This is a genomic window from Sphingopyxis terrae subsp. terrae NBRC 15098 (assembly GCF_001610975.1).
Lineage (GTDB): Bacteria > Pseudomonadota > Alphaproteobacteria > Sphingomonadales > Sphingomonadaceae > Sphingopyxis > Sphingopyxis terrae_A.
This window is the reverse complement of sequence record NZ_CP013342.1, coordinates 3,263,532-3,289,981: the sequence shown is the minus strand read 5'-3', so window position 1 is coordinate 3,289,981 and position 26,450 is coordinate 3,263,532. Positions and strand designations below refer to the sequence as shown.

Here is a 26,450-nt window from a genome sequence, read left to right as displayed (position 1 = left end):
TTGCCCCTAGCGGCGGTCCGCATATGTTGCAACCCCTTCGTCACAAAATTGCGTCCCGCCGCCATTTTTCACCGGTGCATCAGGGCCGGTCGGCCTCCCACCAATAGGGATCGCGCTTGCGATTGCCGGTTTCGGCTTCGTTGAGCGTCATCGGGTCGTAGAGCCGTCCGCCGAGCATCACGCGGTGGATCTGTTCGGTGTTGCGGATATTTTCGGTCGGATCGGCATCGAGAATCAGCAGGTCGGCGAGCTTGCCGGCCTCGAGCGAGCCGACGTCCTTTGCATAGCCGAGCGCCGTGGCCGGCATGATCGTTGCGGCGCGCAATGCATCGATATTGCTCCAACCGCCGCGTACGAAGGACCATATCTCCCAATGCGCGCCGACGCCGGCCTGCTGGCCGTGCGCGCCGATCGACACGTTGCGGCCGACCGCGGCGATCTTGCCCGCCTCGCGCGCCGAATCATCGTCGACATAGTCGCTTTCGGGCGCAATCACGCGGCGCTTGTTGTCCGCCGCCAGAATGGCAGGCGGGATGTGGCGCGCGAGGATCGGCTGTTCCCACACATTGGTATGCGCGCGCCAATAGGGATCGCCAGCAGGGCCGCCGTACGTCACCACCAGCGTCGGGGTATAGTCGGTCTTCGTCTGGCCCCACAGCTGCACCAGATCCTTGTAGAAGGTGTGCAGCGGAATATTATGCTCGACGGTCGTGTTGCCGTCCTGGATGAGCGTCAGGTCCATCGTGTAGAGCGAGCCGCCCTCGGGCACGACCGCCATATTTTCGGCCTGCGCGGCCTTGACCACCATCTGTCGCTGTTCGCGGCGGGGCTGGTTATAGTTTTTGACGCTATGCGCGCCCTGGGCCTTCAGGCGGCGGACATGCGCCAGAGCGTCTTCATAGCCGTCGATTTCGGCATAGATGCCTGCCGCCTTGGCGCCGTAGATGATCTCGCCGGTCGAGAAGATGCGCGGCGCGAGGATCAGGCCGGCACGCTGCATTTCCGACGACACGAAGATTTCGGACGCGCGCGACGACGGGTTGTGACTGGTCGTCGTTCCCATCGCGAGGTTGACCATCTCCGACCAATTCTGCTGCGGCACCAGCTCGTCATCGCCATGCGGGCCGTGGGCATGGGCATCGACAAAGCCCGGAACGATCGTTTTGCTCGTCGCATCGACCGTCACCGCGCCTGCCGGAACGGTCACGGCGCCCGCGGGCCCTACGGAAACGATGCGGTCGCCGTCGATGACGATCGCGCCATTGTCGATGATGCCGCCGTCCTTGGTCGCCATCGTCACGATTTTGGCGCCGGTGATCACCACGACGCCTTTGTGCTTCGCTGCAGCCTGGGTCATCGAAAGCGAAACGCCTTCGGTGGGCGGCGTGAATTTCACCGCGCGGTCGTCGCCGGGAGCGTCAGCGAACATTGCGCCCAGGTCGGCGCTGAACAGCGTTGCGCCGCGCGTCCAGTGGAGACGCCGGCCGCCGTCCGACCAATGCATATAGTCGGCGCCGCTGCCGCTGATCCGCGTGACGGGCAGGGCGCCGCTCTTGGTCGAAAGCGATACGTCCTGACCGCCGGGCATCAGCGGGGTGACATAGGCATCATGATTCTCGCGGAAGGCGAGGGTGCGGCCGTCGGGCGAAATTTCATAATCGCTGACCAGGTCGCCGCTGGCATGAACGCGCTTGTCCTGACCGTTGAGGTCAGTGCTGACCAGCTGGTTCTTGCCGTCGCCCGACGCGACCATGAAGATCCGGTCGCTATCGGTGCCGAACTGCGGCTTGGCGCCACTGTCGGTGATCCGGACGGGGGCGCCCCCGGTCGCTGCGACGCTGTAGATGCCGGGGTCGTCGCCCCAGCGCTGTGACGTCAAGCCGCCGCCCGAACGGCGCTCGAATGCGATCAGCTTACCATCCGGGGAATAGCGCGGTTCGGCATAGTGGCCGGGGACGCTCGTCACCTTGCGCGACGCGCCGCCGCCTGCAGCGATGGTATGGATTTCGCCAAGACCGGCGTCGGTCCAGCGCACGAAGACGATCTGCTTGCCGTCGGACGACCAACTCGGCCAGAGTTCGAACGCGGCGCTTTTGTCCGCGGTCAACCGGCGCGCGGTGCCGCCCGTCGCGGGCTTGACCCAAAGCTTGCCGAGCGTCTCGAAAACCACCTGCTTGCCGTCGGGCGAGACTTCGGCCCAGCGCGGCATCTGGGTCTGGAAGCTGTCGGGTGCGACCTTGACCACGGGATGCGTCGCATCGATGATCACGCGGTCATCGTCGATCTGGAAGGGAATGATCCGCGCATCGCCACCTCCGGGGGCCACGCGGCGCAGCTTTCCGCCGGCCCAGAACAGAATTTCTCCGCTATCGGGCGTCCACGCCATATTCGGGTAGACGCCGGTGACCGCCCAGGTTTCCTGCACATCCTGATCGAGCGCGTCATAGACCTTCTTCTCGGCGCCCGAGGTCAGATCCTTGACGTAGAGTTTCGACTGCGCGCCCTCGCGGCGGACGAAGGCGAGCTTCTTTCCGTCGGGCGAGGGGGTGGGGCGCACCGCGCCGCCATCGCCCGATGCGGCGGTGTCGACCTCTCCCGTGTCGAGATTATAGCGTTCGATATGGAACAGGTCGGTGTTGCTGTCCTGCGCATATTCGAAAATCGGCCCCGGCGTGACGTTGCGCGTGTAATAGACATGCTTGCCGTCGGGCGCAAAAATCGGTTCGCCCAGCTCTTTCTGATGCCGCTCGTTCGGGCGCTTGACCAGCGGAACGCCTGCCCCGCCCGACACATGATAGAGCCAGACTTCGCCGGTGCCGAGCGAGCGCCCGGTGGTGAAATGCTTCTTGGCGACGATGAACTCACCGTCGGGACTCCAGCTCGGCTGGTTGAGCAGGCGGAATTCTTCCTTCGACAGCTGGCGCTTGTCGCTGCCGTCACGGTTCATGATCCAGATATTGTCGCCGCCGCCGCGGTCGGAGACGAAGGCGATGCGCTTGCCATCGGGCGAGAACCGCGGCTGATGCTCATAAGCGAGCCCTTCGGCGATACGGGTGGGCGTGCCGCCCGCGATGGGCATGGTGTAGATATCGCCGAGGAGGTCAAAGGCGATCGTCTTGCCATCCGGCGCGACATCGATGTTCATCCAGCTGCCTTCGTCGACCGCGATCGGCACTTTGTGCGTTACCATTCCGGGCGGCGCGTTGACGTCCCATTTTTCGGGCTTTGCGTCGGCCGCAGGCGTGGCTGCTTGTTGAGCGAAAACCGATGTCGAACAGGCCAGAGTCGCGGCCAGGGCGAGTGCAATGCGCGCCATGAAATTATCCCCTGTTGTAATTATGCTGTGAGCATATGGCGCTCCCCGCAAAGCGCAAGCCGCCGCTTTCGACGAAGCCGCTGGCGGCGTCGACGGACGGCTGCTAGCGCGATAGGTAGCAATAAAGGACTGGGAGAGATTTGTGCCGCTGACGGGAATACGCGTGCTCGATTTCGGGCGCTATATTGCGGGCCCCTATTGTGCCGCCTTGCTCGCCGATTATGGCGCCGATGTCATCCGGATCGAGGCGCCCGGCGGCAATGATGACCGTTTTACCGTGCCCGTCGCCGAGGATGGATCGGGCGCGATGTTCATGCAGATGGCGCGCGGCAAGCGGAGCCTGAGCCTGAAGCCCGGAACGCCCGAGGGCCGCGAGATCGTACGCAAATTGGTCGCCGGCGCCGATGTCGTGATCGCCAACCTGCCGCACGATGTGCTGAGCAAGCTTGGACTGGATTATGAAAGCCTGTCGGCGATCAATCCCCGCATCATTCTTGCAACCGCGTCGGCCTTCGGCAGCGAGGGGCCGCTTTCGGGGAGCGTGGGCTTCGACGCGGTGGGTCAGGCAATGTCGGGGACGATTCACCTGACCGGCACGCCCGACCAGCCCTATCGCGCGCAGGTCAATTACGTCGATTTCGGCACTGCGCTCCACGGCGCCTTCGGGGTCATGGTGGCGCTGCGTGAACGCGAGCGGACGGGGCGGGGGCAGTGCGTTTCGGGTTCGCTTCTCGGCACCGCGCTGGCCTTTTCGAATGCGTTGACGATCGATCATGCGATCAACGGGATCGAACGTCAGCCGATGGGAAATCGCAGTTTCAGCTCGGCGCCCACCGATCTGTTTCGCACCCGCGACGGCTGGATTGTTACCCAGATCGTCGGCGGCGCGATCTTCGCGCGCTGGGCGGCGCTGGTCGGGCGCCCCGAACTGGTCGACGATCCGCGATACGCAAGCGACATCGACCGCGGCGATAATGGTGCCGAACTAAGCGCGATCATGCAGAGCTGGTGCATCGAACGCAGCACCGACGCGGCGATTGCCGAGCTTGGCGCCGCGCGCGTTCCTGCCGCGCCGATCCTGAAGCCCGGCGAAGCGCTGGCGCACCCGCAGGTGGCCGCGATGGGCCTGATCGAGCCGCTTGCCTATCCCGGCTCTCCCGCGCCGGCGCCGGTAATTCGCGCGCCGATCGGGTTGTCGGATGCGGCAAAGGTCACAGCGCAGCGCGCACCGCAGGCGGGCGAACATAGCGACGCGATCCTTGCGGAGCTTGGTTATGATGCCGCCAGCATTTCCGCTTTGCGCGCGCAAAGGATTATTTGATCCGCCTTGCGGTGGACGGGGTAACATCGCCTTCCTAAGTTGCGAACCACAACCGAAATCTAGCGCAGGAGTGTCCGATGGCCGACCAGAATGACTATGTGCCGCCGAAAGTGTGGAGCTGGGACAAGGAAAGCGGCGGACGTTTCGCCAACATCAACCGCCCGATCGCTGGCCCAACCCACGACAAGGATTTGCCAGTCGGCAAGCATCCGCTCCAGCTCTATTCGCTGGGTACGCCCAATGGGGTGAAGGTGACCGTCATGCTGGAGGAATTGCTCGCGGCGGGTCATTCGGGCGCCGAATATGATGCGTGGCTGATCAACATCGGCGAGGGCGACCAGTTTTCGAGCGGTTTCGTCGACGCCAATCCGAACAGCAAGATCCCGGCGCTCGTCGATCGCAGCGGCGACACGCCGATCCGGGTGTTCGAATCGGGCGCGATCCTGATCCATCTCGCCGAAAAGTTCGGAGCTTTCCTGCCGACCGATCCCGCGCAGCGCGCCGAAACGCTGTCCTGGCTGATGTGGCAGATGGGAAGCGCGCCCTTTCTCGGCGGCGGCTTCGGCCACTTCTATGCCTATGCGCCCTTCAAGCAGGAATATCCGATCAACCGCTATGCGATGGAAGTGAAGCGCCAGATGGATGTGCTCGACCGCCGTCTGGCCGACAATGAATATATCGCCGGCAGCGATTACAGCATTGCCGATATGGCGATCTGGCCCTGGTACGGCGCGCTTGCCAAGGGGTTGATCTATGACGCCGGCGAGTTCCTGCAGGTGCAGGACTACAAGAATGTCCAGCGCTGGACCGATCAGCTTGCGGCGCGCCCTGCCGTCAAGCGCGGGCGCATGGTCAATCGGGTGATGGGCGACCCCGCGTCCCAGCTGCGCGAACGCCACGATGCGTCGGATTTCGACCTCCGCACTGAGGACAAGCTGCAGGCAGCGAACGGATAATTTTGCGCATTTTGCATGCGGGGCGCGCGGGCGATCGTTAACTTCTGCCCGCGTGCCGTGCATTTCGCCGCCGACCGCTGCGCCCATATTCGGTAAATTGCGCAAAATTCCCACACGCCGCCTTTGAGCGATGCTTGACGCGCAGCGGTCATGTTGGCCGCATGACAGGTCCATACCCCCCAAAACATCGCCCGCCGCCCGACGGTCATTCGCGAGGTTCTGCGTCTGGCCCGCAACGAGCGGGCGGCGGCGATCGTCGAAATGGCGCTGGTGCTGCCGCTGTTTCTGACGCTGCTCATCGGCATCCTGATCTACGGGCAATATTTCCTCCTCGCACATAATGTGCAGCAAGCTGCGAACGATGGCGCGCGCGCCGCGATTGTCGGCCTCGACGCCGCCGATCGCCGGGCGGTGGCGATCCGCGCGGTTGATCGCAGCATGGCGAGCATCGGCGATTACAGCCCCGCCAACCGCACGATAGCGGTCAGTGAGACAAGCGAGGCGGTGACCGTCGCGTTGACCTACACCGTTCCCGCCGACCATTTCCTCCGCTCCTCCTTCGTTCCGGCGCCCGGCCATGTGATCAGCGCCCGCGCGACCTTCGAACTGCCGGCGGATTGACGATGCGCCGGCGCATCCTCGCAAAGCTGGCGCGCGATACGCGCGGCGGGATCAGCATCGCATCGGCGCTGGCGATGACGATGCTGATCGGCTCGGCGGCGCTGGCGGTCGACTTCGGATCGCTCTATCTCGACCGCCGCAAGCTTCAGGGCATCGCCGATGCCGCCGCGCTGGCGGCGGCGGGACGCCCCGGCAACGAACGGGCGGCGGCCGACCGGATCATCGCCGCCAACTGCAATTGCGCGATCACCATATCGGCCTTCCAAGCCGGAACCTATACCGCCGATCCCGGCATAGCCGCCGAACAGCGCTTCGCCCGCGGCGGCTACACTCCCAACGCAATCCATGTCGTGCTCACCCGCGAGCGTCCGCTGTTCTTCGGGCGCTTTCTGACCGGACGCGACCATAGCGTCATATATGCCAGCGCCACCGCCGCGCGGCAGGGCTATGCCGCGTTCTCGCTCGGCTCGCGCGTCGCCGCGGTGCACGGCGGTCTGCGCAATGCGCTGCTGTCGGCGCTCACGGGGAGTCAGGTCAATCTGAACCTAATGGACTGTAAGGCGCTGGCCGATGCCGACATCGATCTGCTCGCTTTTTCCGACGCGCTGCGCACCGAACTCGATGCCGACGTGCTGACCTTTGGCCAGACGCTCGATACCCAGGCGACCTTACCACAAGTGCTGGGCGCGCTCGCCAAGGCAAGCGACGGGCAGGCGGCAAAAGCGATCGGCACGCTCGCCGATGCGGCACTGCCGCGTAGCCTCCTGCCGTCGCGCGCAATCGACCTCGGCCCGCGCGCATCGAGCATCCGGATCGACCCAGCCAATCCGGTGAAGGTCAACGCGCTCAGCATGGTGCGAACGATGCTGTTGCTCGCCAACGCCAATCGCCAGCTCGATCTTGCGACCGGCGTCACCATTCCCGGGGGTTCGGGGATCGATGTGGCGTTGATGATCGGCGAGCCGCCGGCCAACTCGCCGCTGATCTCGGTGACCGAAAAGCAGGACGTCATCGTGCGCACTGCGCAGGTCAGGCTCAAGCTGGCGGCGAGCGTCAACACGCCGCTCGCCGCAATCGATATCCCGGTCTATACCGAATTGGGATCGGCCGAAGCGCGCATTTCGGACATCGACTGCCACCACGGCAGCGACGCGGTAACACTGGGGATCAAGACGGCCCCCGCAACCTTGTCGATCGGCAAGGTCAATGCGATCGATTTTCAGAATATACAGCGCCCACTGAACCCGCAGCCGGTCAAGCTGCTCAGCCTGCCGCTCGCGAGCGTAAACGCAAAGGCCGAACTGGTGCTGTCCGATCTTTCCGAAAAGCCCGCACGCTTCACGCGCGACGACATCGACGTTGGCCGCGTCAAGACGGTCGAAAGCGGCGGATTGGTATCGGGCGCCGCCAAATCACTCGCCGATCGGATGGATTTGTCGGTCAACATCCTCGGGATCGGATTGAACGCCAAGGCGCTGACCAGCCTTGTCGGCGACACGGTCGGGCTGGCCGCGCCCGTGCTCGACGGCGTGCTTGAAAGCGTCACCGCGACGCTGGGGCTGCATCTGGGCGAGGCGGATGCGCGGGTCAACGCGCTGCGGTGCGGCAAGGCGCGATTGGTCTGATCGCTCCGTTTCGGCGCCATTGCCGGTACGCCGCGCCGCCAGCCGCCCCGCGTTCCTCCCATAATATGTCCATGGCTTCGAAGGGGAGGCGAATTTGGCGACGGCACAGGAACCCGAACGGGTATCGGCGGCGGACTTCATCCGGGGATTTGCAAGCTGGCGGCTCCGGTCGGCGCGGCGGCCGGTTGTAGTGACACACCATGGAAAGGACGCGCACGTTCTGATCTCGCACGATGATTACCGGCGGCTGCGCAAGCCCGCGAGCGGCGAAGCGGTCGACGCGCTGCAGGCCTCGCTTGCGAACCTCGTCGAGGCGATCCGCGATGCGGTGCTGCTGTTCGATCGCGACCGGCGCATCGTGGCGCTCAACCCCGCCGCGCGCGATTTGGTCGCCGGTGATGACGATCTGCTCGGGCGCCAATTGGTCGAGATATTTCCGGGTTTCGGGGCAAGTCTGGCGGCGAGCCATGTCGCCCGGCTGATCGAATGCCGCGAACGCTTTGCGGGCGAGGTGCCTGGTCTTTTGCATCCGCGCCAGTGGCTGCGCGTCGACCTGGTGCCGGTTCCCGCGGGCGGCGCGATGATCCTTCGCGACACAAGCGCGACCTTCGAGGGGGCGGTCGAAGGCGACACGCGCGCCGCGACGATTGCGGCGATCGAGGCGCAGGGAATGATCGGCCACGCCCGCCTTTCGGTGCGCGAGGCGATCGAGGACGCCAATTCTGCGCTGATTTCGATGGTAGGCGTCGACGCGCTGGCGATCCGGCGCGTGCGCTTTTCGGCGCTGTTGTCGATCGCGACGCGGCGCTGCTTTGCCGAAGCGCTCGAAACCGTATTCCGCACCGGCGAACCCGCGCGCGTCGAGGCCGAGCTGATCAGCCGCGAAGGCGAGGCGGTGCCCGTAACCTTGTCGATCGCCGAACGGCGCGGCGCCTATGCCAGCGATGGCGCGGTGGTCGTGGCGGTACCAAGGTCGCCGCGGGCGGGGTGAGCGGTCGATAACGATCGATTCCGGTCATTCCCTCCAAATCGGCGGCGAACGGCGGTTACTGGGTGGAAAGTCGGCCTATGCCTGCTACATCTAGGCGAATGAAGAGTGTCCCAATGGTCCTCGCCCTGCTTTGCTTTTCCGGGTGTGCAAATTATGCAATCTCGATGGAGCAGGCTCGTGCAGAAGAGAGGCTTCCAACGTCTGACGAGGTTGCCGCCTATATCCGCTTGCAGTGGGAAACGGACTACGGCCCACGATTTGCTCGATTTGCGTCTCGCCCGTCGCAGAAGCCCGTTTTAGTGTCTGTGAATAATGTGCGGTGCGACTATTACATCGCCGCGCCGGAATGCTCTTTTGAAGTTGTGGCCCACTTTCTTAACGAGCTCCCGCAGCCGCAGAACATGGTAGATCGATACGGCTGGACAGATGACGGCAAGCTACAATTGGTTATCGTGATGTATCACCAGCGGAGGCGATAGGCGCGGCCATCTGGCATCGTCCGCAACCGGTCGCTCTCCGCCATTCCGACTCCCGTCCCCGATTTGCTAGAACCAGTTCCCCCGCGTGATCGCGGTGCTGCCCGCGGGAAGCGAGTAAAAGTCGCCATCTTCGCCGACGACGATCGGCCCCGGATAGCGCCGCTTCGCATCACCTAGAAACGCGGCGTCAAGGTAGCGCGACGGATAGGGCGGGACGATGTGGCTGAGGACGAGCATTCGCACCCCGGCGACCTTCGCACTGTCCGCCGCTTGCGCGGGGCTGGCGTGATAATCGAGGATGTCGTCCATGATCTGCCCGGTCTGCGGTCGGCCCGACGCCTTGAGCTGCGCAGCGATCAGTTTGACCATTTCGGGTTGCAGCGCTTCGTGCACCAGAAGATCGGCGCCCTTGGCAACCCGTTCTACCATTTTCGATGGCGCCGTATCGCCGCTCAGCACGACGCTGCGCCCCTTGTAATCGAAGCGATAGCCGACCGCGGGTTGCACAGGGCGATGATCGACCGGGAAGGCGGTCACGCGGAGGCCGTCCGCTTCATAGACGACGACCGGTTCGGTGGGCGTCGCGAAGGGGAGGGCCGTCGCACCCGCCGCGGCGGGCGGGGTCACGACCGGCCCGTGGTGCGCTGTGCGATAGCCATTGTCGAGCGCATAGGCCGCGTCGAAGCCGCCGATCACCTGATCGAGTCCCGTCGGGCCGTAGACGGGCAGGGGCGCCTTGTTGCCGCTGCCCGTCCAGCGCAGCAGCATCATCGGACCCATGCCGTCGATATGATCCGAATGATAATGGGTCAGGAACAGCGCCTTGATCTGGCCATTGGGCAGCCCCATCAGCGAGATGTTGCGCGCGCCGCCTTCGCCGGCATCGACAACGAACATCGCCTTGCCGGCAATCACCACCGTACAGGCGCCAGCACGATCGCGGTTGGGGAGCGGCGATCCGGTGCCGCACAGCGCCACATGCAGACCGTCGGGCAGACCGGCGAGATGGTCGCGGCCGACGCCGCGCTCGACGCCGCGCTTGAACACCCACATGCCGATCTGTTGCTGGAACAGCATTGCCGCGCCGCCGCACAGCGCGATCAGCACCGCAAGCGCGACGAGCAGCCGCAAAGATTTCCGCATTTTCCTCTCCCGCCCCTTGGTCCGCTCCTTTCATGCGACGACGCGGGCGTCTGGACAAGGGCCGATGTTCGGCGCAGTCTCCGGACGACTGCGTTTCGTCGCGCAACTTACCTTTACGTAAACGTGAGCGCTTTCTATAAGGGCGCCATAGCCCAAGGGAGAATCAGAAAATGGACATGGAGTTCAGCCCCGAAGATCTCGCTTTCCAGAAGGAAGTGCGCGACTTCATCGCCGAAAATTACCCCGCCGAGCTGCGCGGCAAGCAGGACGAAGGGGATGAACTGACCAAGGAAGACTTCCTTGCGTGGCACAAGATTCTCTTCAAAAAGGGCTGGGTCGCGCCGGCCTGGCCGGTCGAATATGGCGGCACCGGCTGGACCCCGACGCAGCGTTTCATCTTTTCGGAAGAAACCGCGCGCGCCGATTGTATCCGCCTGATGCCATTCGGCCTGTCGATGGTCGGCCCGGTCATCTACACCTTCGGAACCCCCGAACAGAAAGCGCGCTTCCTGCCGCGCATCCTGTCGGGCGAGGATTGGTGGTGCCAGGGCTATTCGGAGCCCGGTTCGGGATCGGACCTTGCCTCGCTGCGTACCGTCGCGGTGCGGGACGGCGATGAATATGTCGTCAACGGCCAGAAGACCTGGACGACGATGGCGCAGCATGCCGACTGGGGCTTTTTCCTAGTTCGCACCGACAAGGACGCCAAGCAGCAGGAGGGCATTTCCTTCCTGCTGATCGACATGAAGTCGCCCGGCATCACCGTGCGTCCGATCATCACGCTCGGCGGCGAGCATGAGGTCAACGAAGTCTTCCTCGAAGACGTGCGCGTGCCGGTCGAGCAGCGCGTCTATGAGGAGAACAAAGGCTGGACCTGCGCCAAATTCCTCCTCGCGCACGAACGCACGGGCATCGCCGGTGTCGCCTCGTCGAAGCGCGGCGTCGAACGCGTCAAGGCGATCGCGCGCACCGAACTCGACGGCGACAAGGCGCTGCTTCAGAACCCCTTCTTCAAGCGCAAGGTCGCGGAACTGGAGATCGACCTGACCGCGCTTGAATTCACCGAACTGCGCAGTCTGGCCGGCGCCAATGCCGGCAAGGGACCGGGACCGGAATCGAGCCTGCTCAAGATCAAGGGGTCCGAAATCCAGCAGCGGCTCACCGAACTGACGCTGGAAGCGGTCGGCCATTACGGGGCGCCCTATTTCCGCGGCTTCGGGGAAGGCGATAACGAGCACCCGATCGGTCCCGACTATGCACACCGCGCCGCGCCGACCTATTTCAACATGCGCAAGACCACGATCTATGGCGGGTCGAACGAGATCCAGCGCAACATCATCGCGAAGATGGTTCTGGGACTCTGATCACATAATCAACGTCATCCCGGTGGAGGCCGGGATCTCGACCTGTTGCCATGATGCGGCGGTGAGATTCCGGCTTTCGCCGGGATGACGATGAAATCGAGGATAACGACAATGGATTTCACCTATACCGAAACGCAGGACATGATCCGCGACACGCTGTCGCGCTTCCTCTCGGACACCTATGATTTCGAGACGCGTCAGAAGTTCATCAATTCGGACAGCGGGCGCGATCCGGCGATCTGGACGGCGCTGGCGCAGGAACTCGGAATGCTTGGCGCTGCCTTTTCGGAAGAACAGGGCGGCCTTGGCGGCGGGGCGCTGGAAAATGCGATCGTCATGGAGGAACTGGGCAAGGTCATCGGGATCGAGCCCTATCTGCCGACCGTCGTGATCGCGGGCGGCGCGTTGAAGGCCGTTGGCGGCGCGCAGGCCGATGCGATGATCCCCGAAATCATCGGCGGCAACGCCATCGTTGCCTTTGCATACGCCGAACCGCAGGGGCGCTATGATCTCGCCAATCTACGCACGACTGCGAAGAAGGATGGAGCGGGCTATGTCCTGAACGGTCACAAGGGCGTCGTCTATGCCGCACCTTGGGCGACCCATCTGCTCGTCACGGCGCGGACCGGCGGCGGCCAGCGCGACCAGGATGGCGTGTCGCTGTTCCTGATCGACGCCAATCTTCCCGGCATCGTGCGCCGCGATTATCCCACCGTCGATGGCAACCGCGCATCGGAAATCTATTTCGAAAATGTCGCGGTCCCGGGCGATGCGCTGCTCGGCGGCGAAGGCGCCGCGCTGCCGCTGATCGAACAGATCGTCGATGAAGCGACCGTCGCGGTCTGTGCCGAGGCGACCGGCGTGATGCAGAAGCTGCACGAAGGCACGCTGGAATATACCCAGCAACGCAAGCAGTTCGGCGTTCCGATCGCCAAGTTCCAGGTGCTGCAGCACCGCATGGTAGACATGTTCATGGAAGTCGAACAGGCGCGGTCGATGACGATCATGGGCACGCTGAAGCTCGACCTCGCGGCCGATGCGCGCAAGGCGGCTGTTTCTGCGTGCAAGTCGAAGGTGAGCCGCGGCGCGAAATTCGTCGGCCAGAATGCGATCCAGACGCACGGCGGCATCGGCATCACGCAGGAACTGGCGATCGGCCATTATTTCAAGCGTGCGACGATGATCGAGGGGCAGTTCGGCAGCGCTGACTATCACCTCGACAGGTTCGAGCAACTGACCCTCGCCGAATGAGGGTGTGCCGTCGGCATCGCGCTCAATAAGCGATGTCGACGGCGACCCGCAGCGTCCGCGGCCGCAGCGGCGTCAGATAGCCGGGGCTCCCCTCGACGAAGGGCGTTCCGAGCGCGAACCGATTCCCTTTTAAATCGAGCAGATTGGTCAGCGTCACCGACAGGCCGCGCCGCCCGTTGCCGAGCCGCATCGCAAGGCCGGTATCGACATAATCGCCCTGGCCCTCGCCAAGCACCGGTCCGATCCCGAGCCGCGACGGTCCGATATAGTTGGCCCAGCCGTTGATCCGGATTTCCTCGTCGTCGCCGACGGGCGCCGCATAGGTGATCGCTCCGCGCACCGCATGGCTTGCGACATTGGGGATCCGCCCCAGCCGGCCCGGCGCAAAATCGGCAACCAGCGCGATTTGGGGAGCCAGATCATCGACGCGGCTATGGTTATAGACCGCGCCCAGATCGAAGGAGAGAGTGGGCGTCACGCGGACGGCGAGCGAACCCGAGATGCTGGTGATACGCCCATCGCCGATGTTGGCGGTCGTCGGAAAGCCGTTGCCGTCGATGAAGTCGGCCTGAATGTTGAACCAGCGCGTGTGCGATACCGAAATATTGGCATCGAACGGGGTGCGGCCGCGCTCGCCGAGCCTTATGCCGCCTTCCCACGTATGAACCCGGTCGTTGCGATAACGGCGGACGAAATTGCCGTCGACGGCAAGGCCGCCGGGCCGAAACCCCTCCTGATACCGCGCATAAAGCGTCAGGTTCGATAGCGGCCGCGCGAGAATGGCGAAGGAAGGAAGAAGGTCGCTTTCGTTGCGATGCGCGGTGATCGCCTTGCCCGACGCTGCGAGCGCCAGAGCGAGGGCGACGTCTTCGCCGCTTCCGCCCAAGCGTGCGTGCGAGTAACGCAGCCCCGCCGTAGCAATCACATCGGGCAAAAGTTCGGCCGTCAGCTCGCCATAGCCGGTATATTCGGTAACGCGGTTGGTGACGCCGGTCAGTGCCGACCGCATCTGGATGCCGCCGAATTCGCGGCGCTGCTGCGTTTCATTGTCGACGATGCTCGCGCCGACCACCCAACCCCAACCATCGCTATAGGGGCGCGACAATCGCGTCTCGCTCGCCCACATGCGCGTATCGTTGAACTGGTCCAGAACGCGCGGGTCGCCGCCCGCGGGGGTGGCGTCGAAGCGCTCGTAAAGCCGGTGATCGATATAGGCGTTCGAGGATTGCAGGCGCAGATTGTCCCAGTCGCGTGTAACGACGAGCGTGCCCATCCCGTAACGGCCGCGCGCATTCTGCTCGACGAGCGAATTGCGCGTCAGCGGCGGTGCATCCTTGTCGGCATACTGGGCATCGTCGGCGGTCGTCGATTGATAGACGCCGCCGATATCGACGGTCCAGTCGGCCGCCGGGACAAGGCGCAATGTCCCGCGGCCGCCGCGCACCGTGACGCGATTGACGTCATTCTGGCCGAGCAGCGAATTGTCGATATAGCCGCCATCGGTGATCATATAGCCGACAAGGCGCAGTGCGCTGCCGCTGTCGCCGATCGGGACATTGGCGATGGCGCCGATGTCGCCGCCCGGTTCGCCATGCTGGGTTGCGGTCAGACCGGCGATCGCCTGTACGCTCGCCTCTCGCGCGTCGGGTGCGCGCGGCACGACGCGGATGATGCCGCCAAGCGATCCCGCGCCGTAGAGGGTGCCTTGCGGCCCTTCGAGCACCTCGACGCTGTCGATGTCATAGAGGCGCAGGTCGGGGTCGGGGGCGTTGTAGCTCAGCCGAATGTCGCCGAAATATTGCCCGACGGTTGCCTGTGTCGGCCCCGTGAAGCTGGAATCGGCGATTCCGCGGATGAACAGCTTGTTGCGGCCCGAGCCCAGATGGGTCGACGACACGGTGGCCATTCGCGACAGGATGGATTCCGTACCGCGCTCGCCGCCGAATGCCAGATCGTCGCCATCCATCCGGGTGACGACGCCCGCAAAACTGGAATAGGGCAGGTCGGCCTTTGTCGCGGTCACGATGAATTCATACGGCGGCGCTTCGGGTGGCGGCGCTGCCGCAGGCACCGCAGGCGGGGGCGGGCGACGTACGGAGCGCGGGGCGACCTGCTTCTCGATTCGCCAGCTTGTGGCGCTGACCCGCACTGCGCGCACGCCGGTGCCGTCGAGCATCTGCCGGATCGCTTCGTCGACCGACATCCGCCCGCGCACCGGGCGCATCCGCGTCCGCCACAGCGCCGGGTCGCTGACGCTGATGCTGACACCGCCCTGACGGCTGAGCAACGGAAGCGAGGTCGAAAGACTGGCGCGCGGCACGTCGAACGCGCGTTCTTCAGCCGCCATCGCCTGCGCGGGCAGGATGATAGTCGCGAGTCCCAGCGCAAGAGACAGGCGCGCGTGCATCGTCAGCGGCTGACCACCCAGCCATCGCCGCGCCGCTCGGCTTTGGCGCCCGACAGCGCCGCAAGGTCGGCCACGGTGCGATCGCTCGCCTTGTCGACGACGAGGGTACCGCGGAACGACAAGCGCGACGCCGAGGGATCGATCTGCACGGATATCCCAGCCGTCCGCTTCAGATCGTCGGCGACGGTCTGAAGCGCCGCGCCGTCATAGACCAGCAGGCCGCTCCGCCATCCACCGACCGTGGCCGTACCGACGCGCCGTATGCGTGGCGGCTGCGTATCGCCGTCGCGCGCGTCGATCGCTTGCCCAGCCACCAGGCGCAGCTTGCTGCGATCGGGGGAATAGAGCACGACGCCCTCCGAAACCGCGACCGCGGTCCGATTGCCGGCGCGCACCACATTGAAGGCCGTCCCGAGATCGATGATCTGCGTTCCGCCCGTTTCGACGACGAAAGGGCTGTCGGTGCGGTGCACGACATGGAACATCGCTTCGCCGCTTTCCAGCCGGGCAAAGCGCGGATGGTCCTTGTCGAGCCGCAGGGTCGAGCCGCCGTTGATCTCGATCCGCGAGCCGTCGGCAAGGGTGATCGTGCGATGCTCACCCGCGGCGGTCTGGATCACGTTCCGGCCGCCCGACAGGTCGAGCGAGGGGAGGGCGACGACCCCGACGATCGCCGCGGCGACCGCTCCGCCAAGCCACCAGCGACGCGGCATGCCCCGATCGAGTTCAGCCGGATCATTCGCCGGGGATACCGACGGCGCAGCGGGGGGCAACGCATCGAGATCGAGGTCGAGGCTCGCCAACGCGTCGTAGATTTCGGCATGTCCTGGGTCCTCGGCAAGCCAGTCGGCAAAGCCGTCCCAATCGGCAAAGTCGGGCGCGCGTTGGCGGACGATCCAGTCGATCGCCTGGGCTTCGCTCGCGGTCACATGGTCAGCCGGCATCGAATTGCCTCCTGACGGCAGCGAGCGCGGCGTAGACCTTGCGGAGATCGGCCTCCACCGTACTTATGCTGATGCCCATTTCGGCGGCGATATCGCGTTGCAATACCCCGTCGAAGCGGAATCGACGAAAGACCTGTGCCGGGCGATCGCCGGTCGCAGCGATGGCGCGCTCGGTCATTGCCAATTGCTCGCGCGAGATAAGCACCGCCTCGGCGCCGGGTTTCTGCGCCGCGCTCGCTTCGCCCCACGCCTTGTCACGCAACTGGCTCTGACGCACCGAACGATAGCGGTCAAGCATCAGATTATTGGCCGCGCGCATGACATAAGAGAGCGGGTCGGCTACAGGGCCGCTGTGGCGTTCGGTCAGGCGCATCCACAAATCCTGAAACAGATCTTCGGCAGCATCGCCCGCGCCGCGAACCGTCAGAAACCGGATGATCCGGTCGCGGTTGGCGAGCAGGACGCCCTCGATGCCGTGGGCCGCGTCGGATCGGTCATTTGCCTCGGTCATTCTGAACTTGTTTCGGAACGCCATTCCTTTTCGATCCCGGCCCGCCCGACCGGCACCATACGCCCCCCCGCTGATGCCGCCATATAGCGGCAGCGAGGAGGCTTGCAACCGCGGTCGAGCGCGGCCACGCACCGGTACCAGTGCGAACGCGCGCATCGGCATGGTTCCGGGGGTTGTCATTCTGTCGGCCTTTGCAAGGGGGAGGCGGGGGTAGGGAGTGCCTCCCCCTTGCGGCTGCGACCGGCCCCGATGGGGGGCTTAGAGGCCGACGCGCAGGCTTGCACGGAACGCCCAGCCGATATGGCTTTGCTGTTCTTCCGCGGACACTTCGGCGCCGGCCTGAAAGGCCGAATTGCCGACGATGCCGCGGATGCGGCCGACCCAGCCGCTCGTGCGATCATCGGGGACCAGGGTAAACGGCGTGCCGTCCTTGAACGACGCGACCGTCGCACCCAGCGACCCGCTGACGATCTGGCGGCGGCCACCTTCGATTTCGAAGCGTGTCCAGCCGTCATATTCGTCGGCGCCCCCGAACTCGAGCCCAAGCGCGACGGTGCCGCTGACCGACAATTCGTCGCTGCTGCGGCCGGCGACGGTCAGATCGAGCGCGTCACCGCCGCCGGTTTCGGCATAGCCGTCTTCCTTGAGCTTGAAATAATCCACCGCGAGCGTGGGCCGGAAGCTGATCCCGCCAAGCTGCGCGTCGCGCGCGATCGAGCCCGATGCCGACCACAGCGTCGCATCCCATTTGCCGCGCATCGTTTCGCGAATATCCTCGGCACCGGCTTCGGCGCTGAACACGCGTGTGCCCTTGAGCCGGATCGGAGCGCCGGAAACGCGCGCATGGGCCAGCCAGTCGTTCGAATTCAGGCGCCAGTAGAGCGCGCCTTCCCACTGGGTCGAGGTGACCTCGCTGTCGTTGCTGCTGTTGCCGTCCTTACCGCTAAGGAAGGCCGCCGACGCACCGAAATTGCCGATGCCGCTCTTGATCTCGGCGCCGAGCGAAATGCCCCAGCCGCTGACATCATAACCCGCGGTATCGCCGATGCTCTTCGACGTGCCCCATACGGCCTGGTTGACCCAATAGCCCCATTTGCCCTCGTCCTGGAACGGCGCGTTGGGGTCTTGCAGATAGCGTGCGAGCGCGCGCGAGCCCGAGGTGACGGTTTCGAAGACGCCGCCTTCATGTTCGGGCAGCATCTGGTTGAGCTGATTGCGGAACTGGTCGCCATCGACGATGTCGAGGAAGACGCCTTCGACCACCTGGTCGGCCGAAAGCGCATCGACGACCGCGTTGAACGCCGACGCCTGCGACCGGTTGAGGCCAAGCTCGCTCGTGCTCTTTCGCGCGATGTTGACGCGCAGCTCGTTCGCCGTCGAGGTCAGCGTGCCCTTGTAGAGGAAGGGCACGAGCGTCGATGTGGCCGTCAGATTGTCCGCGCCGGTCAGCGTTCCTGCCGTCAGGACGACGTGGTCACCCTCGGCATCCTCGATGCTCGACAGCTTCAGCGCCAGCTTGGAATCGGCGGCAAAGCTGGCCGTGCCGGTCACCTGCAACGCCGTGCCGGTGCTGCCGCTGTCGAGCGTGACCGCGACGATGCCCTTGTTGGTCACCGCGAGCGACGAGATGGTGGCCGCGCTGGCAATGTCGAAGGTGCCGCCGTCGACCGACACCGCAAGACCCTGCGCATTGGCGAGTTGCCCCGCAAAGCGGGCGGTGCCGCCGATCGACAAGATGTCCGTGCCGCCGCCGAAGTCGGCATTGCCGGTAAACACCGACGTTCCCGTCAGCGCCATCGTGTCATTGCCGCTGCCGAAGCGCGCATTGCCGGCATAGGTGGCGTCGCCAGACAGCGCGAGGCGGTTGTCGCCGGCGCCGAAATAGCTGTTCCCCTTCACCGAACCGTCGGCGATGTCGAAGATATCGTTGCCGGTACCGAAGCGGACGTCGCCCGTAATCGACGGCGCGGTGACACCCGATGCAACCGCCGTCTGCTTGACGGTCGCACCGCCGCCGTTGGCCGACAGGTCGATCGCGACATTGCGATCCGACGACGCGAGCGCGCCGCTGGCGCTGATCGCGCCGCTGTTCTCGACCATGTCGACATTGCCCGACAGATCGACGATCGCGCGCGCGGTCGCGGCATCGCCGCCGGCCTTGGCCGAGATCGACCCGCTGTTACGGATCAGCGCCACGTCGGCGCCCGCTTCCACCAGGATGCCGGTGATCGACGAGGTCGCGCTGCTGCCGCCCGTCGCCTCGATCTTGCCCGCGTTGCGGATTTCCGGCGTGATCGTTCCCGCACCGGCGCGGATCGCGGTTGCCGACGCATCCTTCGACGTGGCTTGAACGCTGCCGCTGATACCCACGCCGCCGGCGATGGTAACATTATGCCCCATGCCGCCGAGTTGGATCGCCGTCGCGTCCTTGCCCGCATAAAGGCCGTTTCCCTGCACCGAACCGTCGATGATCAGGCCGAAGCCGGTTCCCGTTCCGGCAACGGCACCGATCGCGATGTCGCGGTCCGCCGAGCCGATCCGCATCGCGGGGGCCGAACCGAAGGAGCGGACGACCGCCGATCCTTCCTTGTCGTCGTCGATGCCGTCCTTGTCCTCATCCTTGTCGGCAGCGTTCGTGTCCTTGGGCGGGACAGCCAGGACGATGCCGCCGCTGACATCGCCTTCGATCGACAGCGCCGGGCCGCCGATCAGCAGATCGTCGGCGTCGAGCTTCGCCGGGTCGGATGGCGCCGCCGTGTAGCGATAGCCGGTGGCGGTGAGCGTGCCCTGCACGACAAGCGCGCCGTTGATGTTGCCCGAAAGCCGCGCGGCGACTGCATCCACGCCCTGCGCGGTAATCGTGCCGGCGAGGCGGACATTGCCGGTGACATCCTGCAGTCCGACGCCGAGTGCGCGGTCGCCGATGACCGATACCTTGCCGTCGGTCGTGAAATTGCCGGTGAGCGGTCCGCCAAGCCGGATGCCCGCCGAATCATTGCCCTCGACCGTCACTTCGCCGCTGTTGACGATATTGCCGGTAAAAGCGCCGCCGGTTGCGATGCCGACGCGGTTCGATCCGACCGCAAAGGGCCCGTCGAGATCGCCGTCATTGTCGATGTCGGTGGGGGTATAGCTTTCGTCGATGATGATCTTGCCGGTCGCCGAATTGGTGATCGTGCCGGTCACGCCCGCATTGGCAAAAATGCCGCGCGTGCTGTCCGAATTGGTGATCTGGATCGTGCCGTCGTTCGTGACCTTGTTGTTGCTGTCGATCGTGACCGCCGTGCTGCTCGTCGGCTTGATCGAGCCTGCAGAGCCGATCTTGATATCGTCGGCTGCGCCCGATTTGACGGTCGAGGTGCTGACCGGCGTTGTCGTCGCGGTGGTGATGCTCGTTTCGGCGTATGCGGGCATGGCGATGATCGTCGCCAGGCAGGTCGATGCCAGCAGGGTCTTGCGCATGAAGTTCCTCTTTTGATGTCCCCCCGGGTCGATGGCCCGGAACCGAACACAAGACGGAGCGCGCCGCGCGCGACCTTGGAAAAAAGTCGCGCGCCGGCTTTTGGCCGCAAGAAACGGAACGGATCGGACGCACGGTCCCGCTATTCGCCGCGTCTCACCGCACGACGAAGGGGAAGAATGCCAATGACCGCCGAGCCGGAAATACGGACGCCGCAGTTTGATGCCGACCTGGAGGGGCAGGGGTGGCACCGGCTTCCGAAGCTGCTCACCCCCTCCGATTGCGCCGATCTTTGCGCGATGTTCGACGCCGACGAGCGCTTTCGCAGCACGGTGACGATGCAGCGTCATGGTTTTGGCCGCGGCGAATATCGCTACTTTGCTTATCCCTTGCCCGCTGTCGTCGAACGGTTGCGGCAGCGCCTGTATGAAAGCCTGGCGCCGCTTGCGAACCGATGGGCGGCGCGTTTGGGAGCGAGCGCTTCCTTTCCCGCCGATCTGTCCGCCTTCACACGCCTTTGCCACGCGTCGGGTCAGGTTCGGCCGACGCCGCTGCTGCTACGGTACCGCGCCGGCGACTATAATTGCCTCCATCAGGATCTTTACGGCGACCTCCATTTTCCGTTTCAGGTGGCGGTCCTGCTGTCCGAGCCGGAAGTCGATTTCGACGGCGGCGAATTCGTCCTGACCGAACAGCGCCCGAGAATGCAGTCGCGCGCACATGTCGTGCCGCTGCGGATGGGTGACGCGGTCGTGTTCGCGGTCAACGAAGCACCGCGAACCGGAACACGCGGCACCTACCGCGTCAAAATGCGCCACGGCGTCAGCGAAATTCGCGGGGGCGAGCGCTTCACAATCGGCATCATATTTCACGACGCGCGTTAGCCGTGTGCGGCGATGGCGGACAGGGTGGGATTCGAACCCACGGTGAGCTTGCACCCACGGCGGTTTTCAAGACCGCTGCCTTAAACCACTCGGCCACCTGTCCTTGCGGCGCCGACATAGCGCGGCGGCGGCGCGCGGCAAGCGAAACCTTTGGCGCGCGCGGTGCGAACGGTCCGGCGCGCGAATGACTCGTCCTGTCCCGCCGGCGGCTGGCCAAGGGGGCTGTATCCGTGGCAGACACGCCCTATAGGGTGGGACATATGCACGCTAAACCATTCAGAATCGGACGCCTCCTCGCCCGGATCGGTGTCCTCCTATCCGCATGGACCATGGCGGCTTCGGCACCGCTGCACGCGCAGGCGGCCGATCCCGGCTTCGATACCTATGTCCAGTCGCTATGGCCCAAGGCGCAGGCGCGCGGCGTTTCGCGCGCGACCTTCGACCGGGTTACGAGCGGGCTTCGCTTCAATGCGCGCGTCGTGGCGCTTGATCGCGACAATCTGGGCGCGCCGCCGCGTCCCGATACGCCGATCCCGGCCTTTGCGCCTTACAAGGCGAAGCATGTCGATGCCGCGCGCATCAATGGCGGGCGCCGCGTCCACGACCGCCTGTTGCCGCTACTGTCGCGGATCGAGGAGCGGACGGGCGTCCCAACGAGCATCATGATCGCGATCTTCGGACACGAAACCGCTTATGGGGCGGTAACCGGCAATTTCGACCTGCCCGAAGCGCTGGCGACGCTTGCCTATGAGGGACGCCGCCGCAGCCTGTTCGAACCCGAATTCATTGCGACGCTCGAAATGGTCGAAAAGGGCGTTCCGCGCGACGTCCTGAAGGGCAGTTGGGCGGGCGCGTTCGGCTATCCCCAATTCCTCCCCTCGGTCTATCTCAAGGTTGCCGAGGACGGCGACGGCGACGGCGTTGCCCGCATCTGGTCGAGCGAGGCCGACGCGGTCGAGTCGATCGGTTCCTACCTGCGCCGGGCAGGCTGGCATGCGGGCGAACCATGGGGCGTTGCCGTACGCGTTCCCGACGGCTTCGACCGTTCGGTAATGGAAACCCGGCTCGAGCCGACACGCTGCCCGCGCGTTTTCGCCCGCTACAGCCGCTGGCGGTCGATGGCTGAATGGCGCGCCGCCGGGTTCCAGCCAGTGAGCGGACGCTGGCCGGCGGACCATATTCAGGCGACCTTGCTCGAACCCGACGGCCCGGGAAAGACCGCCTATTTGCTGACCGGTAATTATCGTGCGATACTCGACTATAATTGTTCGAACTTTTACGCACTTTCTGTGGGGTTGCTGGCGGATGAAATCGATCGTTAGGGGCGGGGGCGCGGCCACGCTGGTCGCAGGAACGGCATTGGCGCTGGCGGCATGCGGCAGCTTTGACGGCAAGAGCAATACGGCGGTCGCCGCTGCGCCCGCGACGGCACCTGCCGACAATGGCGTATCGGACGTGCCGGTGAAACTCGGCGATCCCTATACCATCGCGGGCACGACCTACACGCCCGCGGATGTCGCCGATTATGACGATGTCGGCTATGCAAGCTGGTATGGTGAAGAAGCGGCGGGCAAGCCGACCGCCAATGGCGAGATATACAACCCCGACGGTATCAGCGCGGCGCACAAGACGCTGCCGTTGCCCAGCTATGTCGAGGTAACGGCGCTCGATACCGGGCGAACGATATTGGTTCGTGTCAACGATCGCGGACCCATGAGCAACGACCGGCTGATCGACCTTTCGCGCGGCGCCGCCGCACAGCTCGGGCTGACCGATGCGGTGAGCGCGGTTCGCGTGCGCCGGACCAATCCGCCCGCCGCCGAGCGCGCGCAGCTTCGCGCTGGCAGGCCGGTACCCGAGCGGCTGGCAACGCCCGAATCGCTGCTGTCGATCCTGCGGACCAAGATCAAGCAGGTGCCCGTGCCCAAAGCGGCGGCCGCCACGGTTCCCGATCAACCGGCGCCGCCGACGGCATCGGCTCAGGCCAAACCTGGCGACGACCGGATGGCGGTAACCAGCAGCAAAAAGCCCGAACCTTCCAAGCCGGCCCCGGCGGCCAAGCCGGCTACACCCGAAAAGAAAGCGGAACCGGCACCCAAAGCGGTTGCGGGAAGCTTCGTCGTTCAGGTCGGCGCGTTTAGCAGCGAAGCGCGGGCCAATGTCGCAGCGAAATCGGTCGGCGGCCATGTCGACAAAGCCGGCAAATTGTGGCGCGTCCGCATGGGGCCCTTTGCCAGTGACGGCGAAGCAAAAGCCGCACAGGACAAGGCGAAAGCCAAAGGCTTCCGCGACGCGACCGTCCTGCGCGACCGCTAAGCCGTGCAGCGTCGCAACGGAATCGCGCGTGCTATAGGCGCCGGACTGGCGGTAACGGCGCTTGCAAGCACCTTTCCGGCGGCTTCGGCGGGGAATGACAAGCCGAAGCCGGGCGCAGTGAGCAGGCCGCTCTACGTAACCGAAGCGCCGATCGTGATGTTGAAGGATCTCGATTCGGGCGCGATCCTTTTTTCCCGCGGCGCGGGCAAACGCTTCGCGCCGGCCTCGATGGCCAAGGTGATGACCGCCTATGTCGTGCTCGACCTGATCAAGCGCGGCGAGTTGTCGCGCGACAAGGTCTTCACGATCAGCGAAGCGACCTGGCGCAAATGGAACGGCAGCAACGGCGGGTCGACGATGTTCCTGCGCGCCGGCGAGAAGATTTCGGTCGATGAATTGCTCAAGGGCCTGATCACCGTGTCGGGGAACGACGCCGCCGCGGCGCTGGCGGTCGGGATCGATGGCAGCGAAGCCGATTTCGTCAAGCGAATGAATGCGATGGCGGCCAAAATCGGCATGACGTCGAGCAAATTCGGCACCCCGAATGGCTGGCCCGATGGCGGCGTGACCAAGGTAAGCGCTGCCGATCTTATCACGCTGGCGGACCGGCTGATCCGCGACCATCCCGATGGTTATGCACGCTATTTTTCGATCCCGCGCTTGCAGCATGGCGTGTCGCCAGAAGGCAAGCCGATCGTCCAGCCGAACCGCAACCCCATTCTAGGGCGCTTTGCCGGGGCCGACGGCCTCAAAACCGGTCACACCGCTGAAGCGGGCTATTGCTTTCTCGGTTCGGCAAAACGCGATGGCCGCCGCCTGATCATGGTGGTCGCGGGCATGAAGAGTGAAAAGGCGCGGCGCGACGAGGCCGAACGGCTGATGCGCTGGGGCTTCGACGCTTGGGAAGGCCGCGAACTGGTGCCCGCGGGCACCAAGATCGGGGCGGTCGAGGTGCAACGCGGCGCACGGCCGAGCGTGATGGCCGAAGCCGGTATTGCGGTCCGAATGACGGTTCCCAAGGGCTATGCCGGCGACTATCGCGCCGCGATGCAGAGCCGCAGCCCGCAAAACGCCCCGATCGAACGCGGCACTCCGATCGCGCGTCTGATCGTGACGCCCGACGGCCTGCCGCCGCAAACCACGCCATTGCTGGCGGCGAAGGACGTGGCGCCGGTCGATGGCGTCTGGACACGTCTGCGCAGCGGATTTTATCGGCTCGCCGGGCGATGAGGGGGCGTTTCATCACGCTCGAGGGCGGCGAAGGGGTTGGCAAATCGACGCAGATCCGCGCGCTGGCCGCGGCGCTTGACGAACGCGGGATCGACGTCGTCGCGACGCGCGAACCGGGCGGTAGCACTGGTGCCGAGGCGATCCGCGCGCTGTTGATGGAGGGGGACGACGATCGGTGGGACGCGCGTAGCGAAGCGCTGCTCTTCGCCGCCGCGCGCGCCGATCATGTCGCGCGCACGATCCGGCCCGCGCTCGAACGTGGCGCCTGGGTGCTATGCGATCGCTTTGTCGATTCAACCCGCGCCTATCAGGGGGCGGGAGGCGGGATCACCGATGCCGACATCATGATGCTGCACGGCTTCGGCTCGCTTGGCCTGTTGCCCGACCGGACCTTCCTCCTGACCGTTTCCGCGGCAGAGGCGCGCCGGCGACTGACGGCGCGCGATGCCGGCGGCGCCGATCGCATGGGCAGCAAGCCCGCCGATTATCAGGCCCGGCTCGCCGCGCGCTTTGCGGAGATCGCAGCGGCGGAGCCGCTACGCTGGCGCCTTGTCGACGCCGATGCGCCAGCAACCGCCGTTACCGCGGCCCTGTTGTCGGAGCTTGCCGAATGGCTGCCATGATCGGCCATCACGACGCCGAGAAGGCCTTTCTTGAGCCCTGGACAAGCGGCCGCCTCCACCACGCTTGGCTGCTCGCCGGGCCGCAGGGGATGGGGAAGGGCGCCTTTGCAGCACGGGTCACCCGCTTTCTGGTCACGCACGGCCGGGCGGGCGAGGGAGGGACGCCGCTGTCGCTCGACGATCCCGGTGATGAGCAGGCGGGCAGGCTCGTTTCAGCGGGCAATCACCCCGAGATCATCCATCTGACGCGGCAGGTGAAGGACAAGAGCAAGGATCTCGCGCGCAATATCACGATCGATCAGATACGCGGCATGATCCGCCGCCTGCATCTGTCGCTATCGCTCGGCGCGTGGCGCGTCGTTGTCATCGATGCGGTCGACGATCTGGAAACCGACGGCGCCAATGCGCTGCTCAAGACGCTCGAAGAGCCGCCGGCGCAAACCTTGTTCCTGCTCGTCAGTCACTCGCCGGGACGCCTGTTGCCCACGATCCGGTCACGCTGCCGAATCCTGCGTTTTCAACCCGTTGAGCGTGACGTCATGACGGCGTGGCTGCACGACCTGCGCCCGATGCTTGACATGGCCGAGGTGCGCGCGATCGTTGCGGCTTCGGGCGGGGTTCCCGGCAAGGCGCTGGCGCTCATCGACAGCGACGTCGCGGTCATGGAAAAGAAACTGCTGGCGATCGCGACCGGCGGTGATCGCGACAACCGGCTACGCGAAGCGTTGGCGCGCGAAGTCGGCGGCACCAGCAACCGGGCGCGGCTCGAATTGGTGATCGACATCGTGCCGGGCCTGCTGGCACGGCTGGCGCGCGAACGCCCGCTGGGAGAGATCGCACCGGTGCTCGGTCAATGGGACCGCATCCAGCGGACGGTGCGCGATGCGGTGCGCGGGTCATATGACGGGGCGATGGTGGGGTTCGAGATCGGCAACTGCCTCGCCGAACTCGCGCCGCGCGGCGGGCAGGCGGCACGCTGACGCTTTCCCTTGGCCGCGCCAGCGGCTA

General features: G+C 65.1%; 20 protein-coding genes and 1 tRNA gene. 14 read left to right on the top strand and 7 right to left on the bottom strand.

All coding sequences use genetic code 11. The features are described from left to right. Positions 1 to 79: 79 nt before the first annotated feature. Positions 80 to 3,316, bottom strand: coding sequence for an amidohydrolase family protein (locus tag AOA14_RS15630; protein WP_062902461.1), 3,237 nt, complete (start codon positions 3,314 to 3,316; stop codon positions 80 to 82). 142 nt (positions 3,317 to 3,458) lie between these two features. On the opposite strand from AOA14_RS15630, the gene AOA14_RS15625 reads away from it, so the two are divergent. From AOA14_RS15625 to AOA14_RS15600, 6 genes are all read left to right on the top strand, one after another. Further along, positions 3,459 to 4,637 (top strand): CaiB/BaiF CoA transferase family protein, encoded by a 1,179-nt coding sequence (locus AOA14_RS15625; protein WP_062902460.1) that lies wholly within the window; start codon positions 3,459 to 3,461, stop codon positions 4,635 to 4,637. A 77-nt stretch (positions 4,638 to 4,714) separates the two neighbouring features. After that, on the top strand, positions 4,715 to 5,593 hold the full coding sequence (yghU, locus tag AOA14_RS15620; protein WP_003044038.1) for a glutathione-dependent disulfide-bond oxidoreductase: 879 nt from the start codon (positions 4,715 to 4,717) through the stop codon (positions 5,591 to 5,593). A 261-nt stretch (positions 5,594 to 5,854) separates the two neighbouring features. Then, complete coding sequence (locus AOA14_RS15615) at positions 5,855 to 6,214, top strand: TadE/TadG family type IV pilus assembly protein (protein WP_082819954.1); 360 nt, start codon at positions 5,855 to 5,857, stop codon at positions 6,212 to 6,214. 2 nt (positions 6,215 to 6,216) lie between these two features. Beyond that, positions 6,217 to 7,839: a TadG family pilus assembly protein gene (locus AOA14_RS15610; protein ID WP_062902458.1), complete on the top strand. Its 1,623-nt coding sequence runs from the start codon at positions 6,217 to 6,219 to the stop codon at positions 7,837 to 7,839. A 190-nt stretch (positions 7,840 to 8,029) separates the two neighbouring features. After that, complete coding sequence (locus tag AOA14_RS15605) at positions 8,030 to 8,830, top strand: PAS domain-containing protein (RefSeq protein WP_238929674.1); 801 nt, start codon at positions 8,030 to 8,032, stop codon at positions 8,828 to 8,830. 113 nt (positions 8,831 to 8,943) lie between these two features. Continuing rightward, positions 8,944 to 9,309, top strand: coding sequence for a hypothetical protein (locus AOA14_RS15600; RefSeq protein ID WP_202988286.1), 366 nt, complete (start codon positions 8,944 to 8,946; stop codon positions 9,307 to 9,309). 66 nt (positions 9,310 to 9,375) lie between these two features. On the opposite strand, the gene AOA14_RS15595 is transcribed toward AOA14_RS15600, so the two are convergent. Further along, positions 9,376 to 10,452, bottom strand: a complete 1,077-nt coding sequence (locus tag AOA14_RS15595) for an MBL fold metallo-hydrolase (RefSeq protein WP_062902455.1) — start codon at positions 10,450 to 10,452, stop codon at positions 9,376 to 9,378. 170 nt (positions 10,453 to 10,622) lie between these two features. Between AOA14_RS15595 and AOA14_RS15590 the strand changes: the two genes are divergently transcribed. Both AOA14_RS15590 and AOA14_RS15585 read left to right on the top strand, forming a co-directional pair. After that, entirely contained in the window at positions 10,623 to 11,816 is a 1,194-nt protein-coding gene (locus tag AOA14_RS15590) for an acyl-CoA dehydrogenase family protein (protein ID WP_062902454.1), read from the top strand. A 111-nt stretch (positions 11,817 to 11,927) separates the two neighbouring features. Beyond that, entirely contained in the window at positions 11,928 to 13,067 is a 1,140-nt protein-coding gene (locus tag AOA14_RS15585) for an acyl-CoA dehydrogenase family protein (protein WP_058811631.1), read from the top strand. A 22-nt stretch (positions 13,068 to 13,089) separates the two neighbouring features. Here AOA14_RS15585 and AOA14_RS15580 read toward each other — a convergent pair whose 3' ends face one another. The 4 genes from AOA14_RS15580 to AOA14_RS15565 all read right to left on the bottom strand — a co-directional run bounded on the left by AOA14_RS15580 (position 13,090) and on the right by AOA14_RS15565 (position 20,391). Further along, the gene (locus tag AOA14_RS15580) at positions 13,090 to 15,474 is read right to left on the bottom strand and encodes a TonB-dependent receptor (RefSeq protein ID WP_062902453.1); all 2,385 of its coding nucleotides are present in this window, start codon (positions 15,472 to 15,474) and stop codon (positions 13,090 to 13,092) included. 2 nt (positions 15,475 to 15,476) lie between these two features. Next, on the bottom strand, positions 15,477 to 16,418 hold the full coding sequence (locus AOA14_RS15575; RefSeq protein ID WP_062902452.1) for a FecR family protein: 942 nt from the start codon (positions 16,416 to 16,418) through the stop codon (positions 15,477 to 15,479). After that, positions 16,408 to 17,091, bottom strand: coding sequence for an RNA polymerase sigma factor (locus AOA14_RS15570; protein ID WP_313906801.1), 684 nt, complete (start codon positions 17,089 to 17,091; stop codon positions 16,408 to 16,410). Before AOA14_RS15570 ends, AOA14_RS15575 begins: the two co-directional genes overlap by 11 nt. A gap of 96 nt (positions 17,092 to 17,187) precedes the next feature. Next, complete coding sequence (locus tag AOA14_RS15565; RefSeq protein WP_062902450.1) at positions 17,188 to 20,391, bottom strand: autotransporter outer membrane beta-barrel domain-containing protein; 3,204 nt, start codon at positions 20,389 to 20,391, stop codon at positions 17,188 to 17,190. A gap of 183 nt (positions 20,392 to 20,574) precedes the next feature. Here AOA14_RS15565 and AOA14_RS15560 point away from each other — a divergent pair, with 183 nt between their 5' ends. Then, entirely contained in the window at positions 20,575 to 21,273 is a 699-nt protein-coding gene (locus tag AOA14_RS15560; RefSeq protein ID WP_062903206.1) for a 2OG-Fe(II) oxygenase, read from the top strand. A 13-nt stretch (positions 21,274 to 21,286) separates the two neighbouring features. Here AOA14_RS15560 and AOA14_RS15555 read toward each other — a convergent pair. Next, positions 21,287 to 21,376 (bottom strand) — tRNA-Ser (locus AOA14_RS15555). 226 nt (positions 21,377 to 21,602) lie between these two features. Between AOA14_RS15555 and AOA14_RS15550 the strand changes: the two genes are divergently transcribed. The 5 genes from AOA14_RS15550 to AOA14_RS15530 all read left to right on the top strand — a co-directional run bounded on the left by AOA14_RS15550 (position 21,603) and on the right by AOA14_RS15530 (position 26,422). After that, positions 21,603 to 22,595, top strand: coding sequence for a lytic murein transglycosylase (locus tag AOA14_RS15550; protein ID WP_202988285.1), 993 nt, complete (start codon positions 21,603 to 21,605; stop codon positions 22,593 to 22,595). After that, the gene (locus AOA14_RS15545) at positions 22,579 to 23,589 is read left to right on the top strand and encodes a septal ring lytic transglycosylase RlpA family protein (protein ID WP_062902448.1); all 1,011 of its coding nucleotides are present in this window, start codon (positions 22,579 to 22,581) and stop codon (positions 23,587 to 23,589) included. The genes AOA14_RS15550 and AOA14_RS15545 overlap by 17 nt, the downstream gene beginning before the upstream one ends. A gap of 117 nt (positions 23,590 to 23,706) precedes the next feature. Beyond that, positions 23,707 to 24,819: a D-alanyl-D-alanine carboxypeptidase family protein gene (locus tag AOA14_RS15540; protein WP_202988284.1), complete on the top strand. Its 1,113-nt coding sequence runs from the start codon at positions 23,707 to 23,709 to the stop codon at positions 24,817 to 24,819. Further along, positions 24,816 to 25,442, top strand: a complete 627-nt coding sequence (tmk, locus tag AOA14_RS15535) for a dTMP kinase (RefSeq protein ID WP_062902446.1) — start codon at positions 24,816 to 24,818, stop codon at positions 25,440 to 25,442. Before AOA14_RS15540 ends, tmk begins: the two co-directional genes overlap by 4 nt. Then, the gene (locus AOA14_RS15530; RefSeq protein WP_062902445.1) at positions 25,430 to 26,422 is read left to right on the top strand and encodes a DNA polymerase III subunit delta'; all 993 of its coding nucleotides are present in this window, start codon (positions 25,430 to 25,432) and stop codon (positions 26,420 to 26,422) included. The genes tmk and AOA14_RS15530 overlap by 13 nt, the downstream gene beginning before the upstream one ends. Positions 26,423 to 26,450 lie beyond the last annotated feature (28 nt).

Bases quoted from the DNA above. Each gene is read 5' to 3' on its own strand.
- AOA14_RS15630 (WP_062902461.1), bottom strand. From the start codon at position 3,316: ATGGCGCGCATTGCACTCGCCCTGGCCGCGACTCTGGCCTGTTCGACA.
- yghU (WP_003044038.1), top strand. From the start codon at position 4,715: ATGGCCGACCAGAATGACTATGTGCCGCCGAAAGTGTGGAGCTGGGAC.
- AOA14_RS15615 (WP_082819954.1), top strand. From the start codon at position 5,855: ATGGCGCTGGTGCTGCCGCTGTTTCTGACGCTGCTCATCGGCATCCTG.
- AOA14_RS15610 (WP_062902458.1), top strand. From the start codon at position 6,217: ATGCGCCGGCGCATCCTCGCAAAGCTGGCGCGCGATACGCGCGGCGGG.
- AOA14_RS15600 (WP_202988286.1), top strand. From the start codon at position 8,944: ATGGTCCTCGCCCTGCTTTGCTTTTCCGGGTGTGCAAATTATGCAATC.
- AOA14_RS15595 (WP_062902455.1), bottom strand. From the start codon at position 10,452: ATGCGGAAATCTTTGCGGCTGCTCGTCGCGCTTGCGGTGCTGATCGCG.
- AOA14_RS15590 (WP_062902454.1), top strand. From the start codon at position 10,623: ATGGACATGGAGTTCAGCCCCGAAGATCTCGCTTTCCAGAAGGAAGTG.
- AOA14_RS15585 (WP_058811631.1), top strand. From the start codon at position 11,928: ATGGATTTCACCTATACCGAAACGCAGGACATGATCCGCGACACGCTG.
- AOA14_RS15580 (WP_062902453.1), bottom strand. From the start codon at position 15,474: ATGCACGCGCGCCTGTCTCTTGCGCTGGGACTCGCGACTATCATCCTG.
- AOA14_RS15575 (WP_062902452.1), bottom strand. From the start codon at position 16,418: ATGCCGGCTGACCATGTGACCGCGAGCGAAGCCCAGGCGATCGACTGG.
- AOA14_RS15570 (WP_313906801.1), bottom strand. From the start codon at position 17,091: ATGCCGATGCGCGCGTTCGCACTGGTACCGGTGCGTGGCCGCGCTCGA.
- AOA14_RS15565 (WP_062902450.1), bottom strand. From the start codon at position 20,391: ATGCGCAAGACCCTGCTGGCATCGACCTGCCTGGCGACGATCATCGCC.
- AOA14_RS15560 (WP_062903206.1), top strand. From the start codon at position 20,575: ATGACCGCCGAGCCGGAAATACGGACGCCGCAGTTTGATGCCGACCTG.
- AOA14_RS15550 (WP_202988285.1), top strand. From the start codon at position 21,603: ATGGCGGCTTCGGCACCGCTGCACGCGCAGGCGGCCGATCCCGGCTTC.
- AOA14_RS15545 (WP_062902448.1), top strand. From the start codon at position 22,579: ATGAAATCGATCGTTAGGGGCGGGGGCGCGGCCACGCTGGTCGCAGGA.
- tmk (WP_062902446.1), top strand. From the start codon at position 24,816: ATGAGGGGGCGTTTCATCACGCTCGAGGGCGGCGAAGGGGTTGGCAAA.
- AOA14_RS15530 (WP_062902445.1), top strand. From the start codon at position 25,430: ATGGCTGCCATGATCGGCCATCACGACGCCGAGAAGGCCTTTCTTGAG.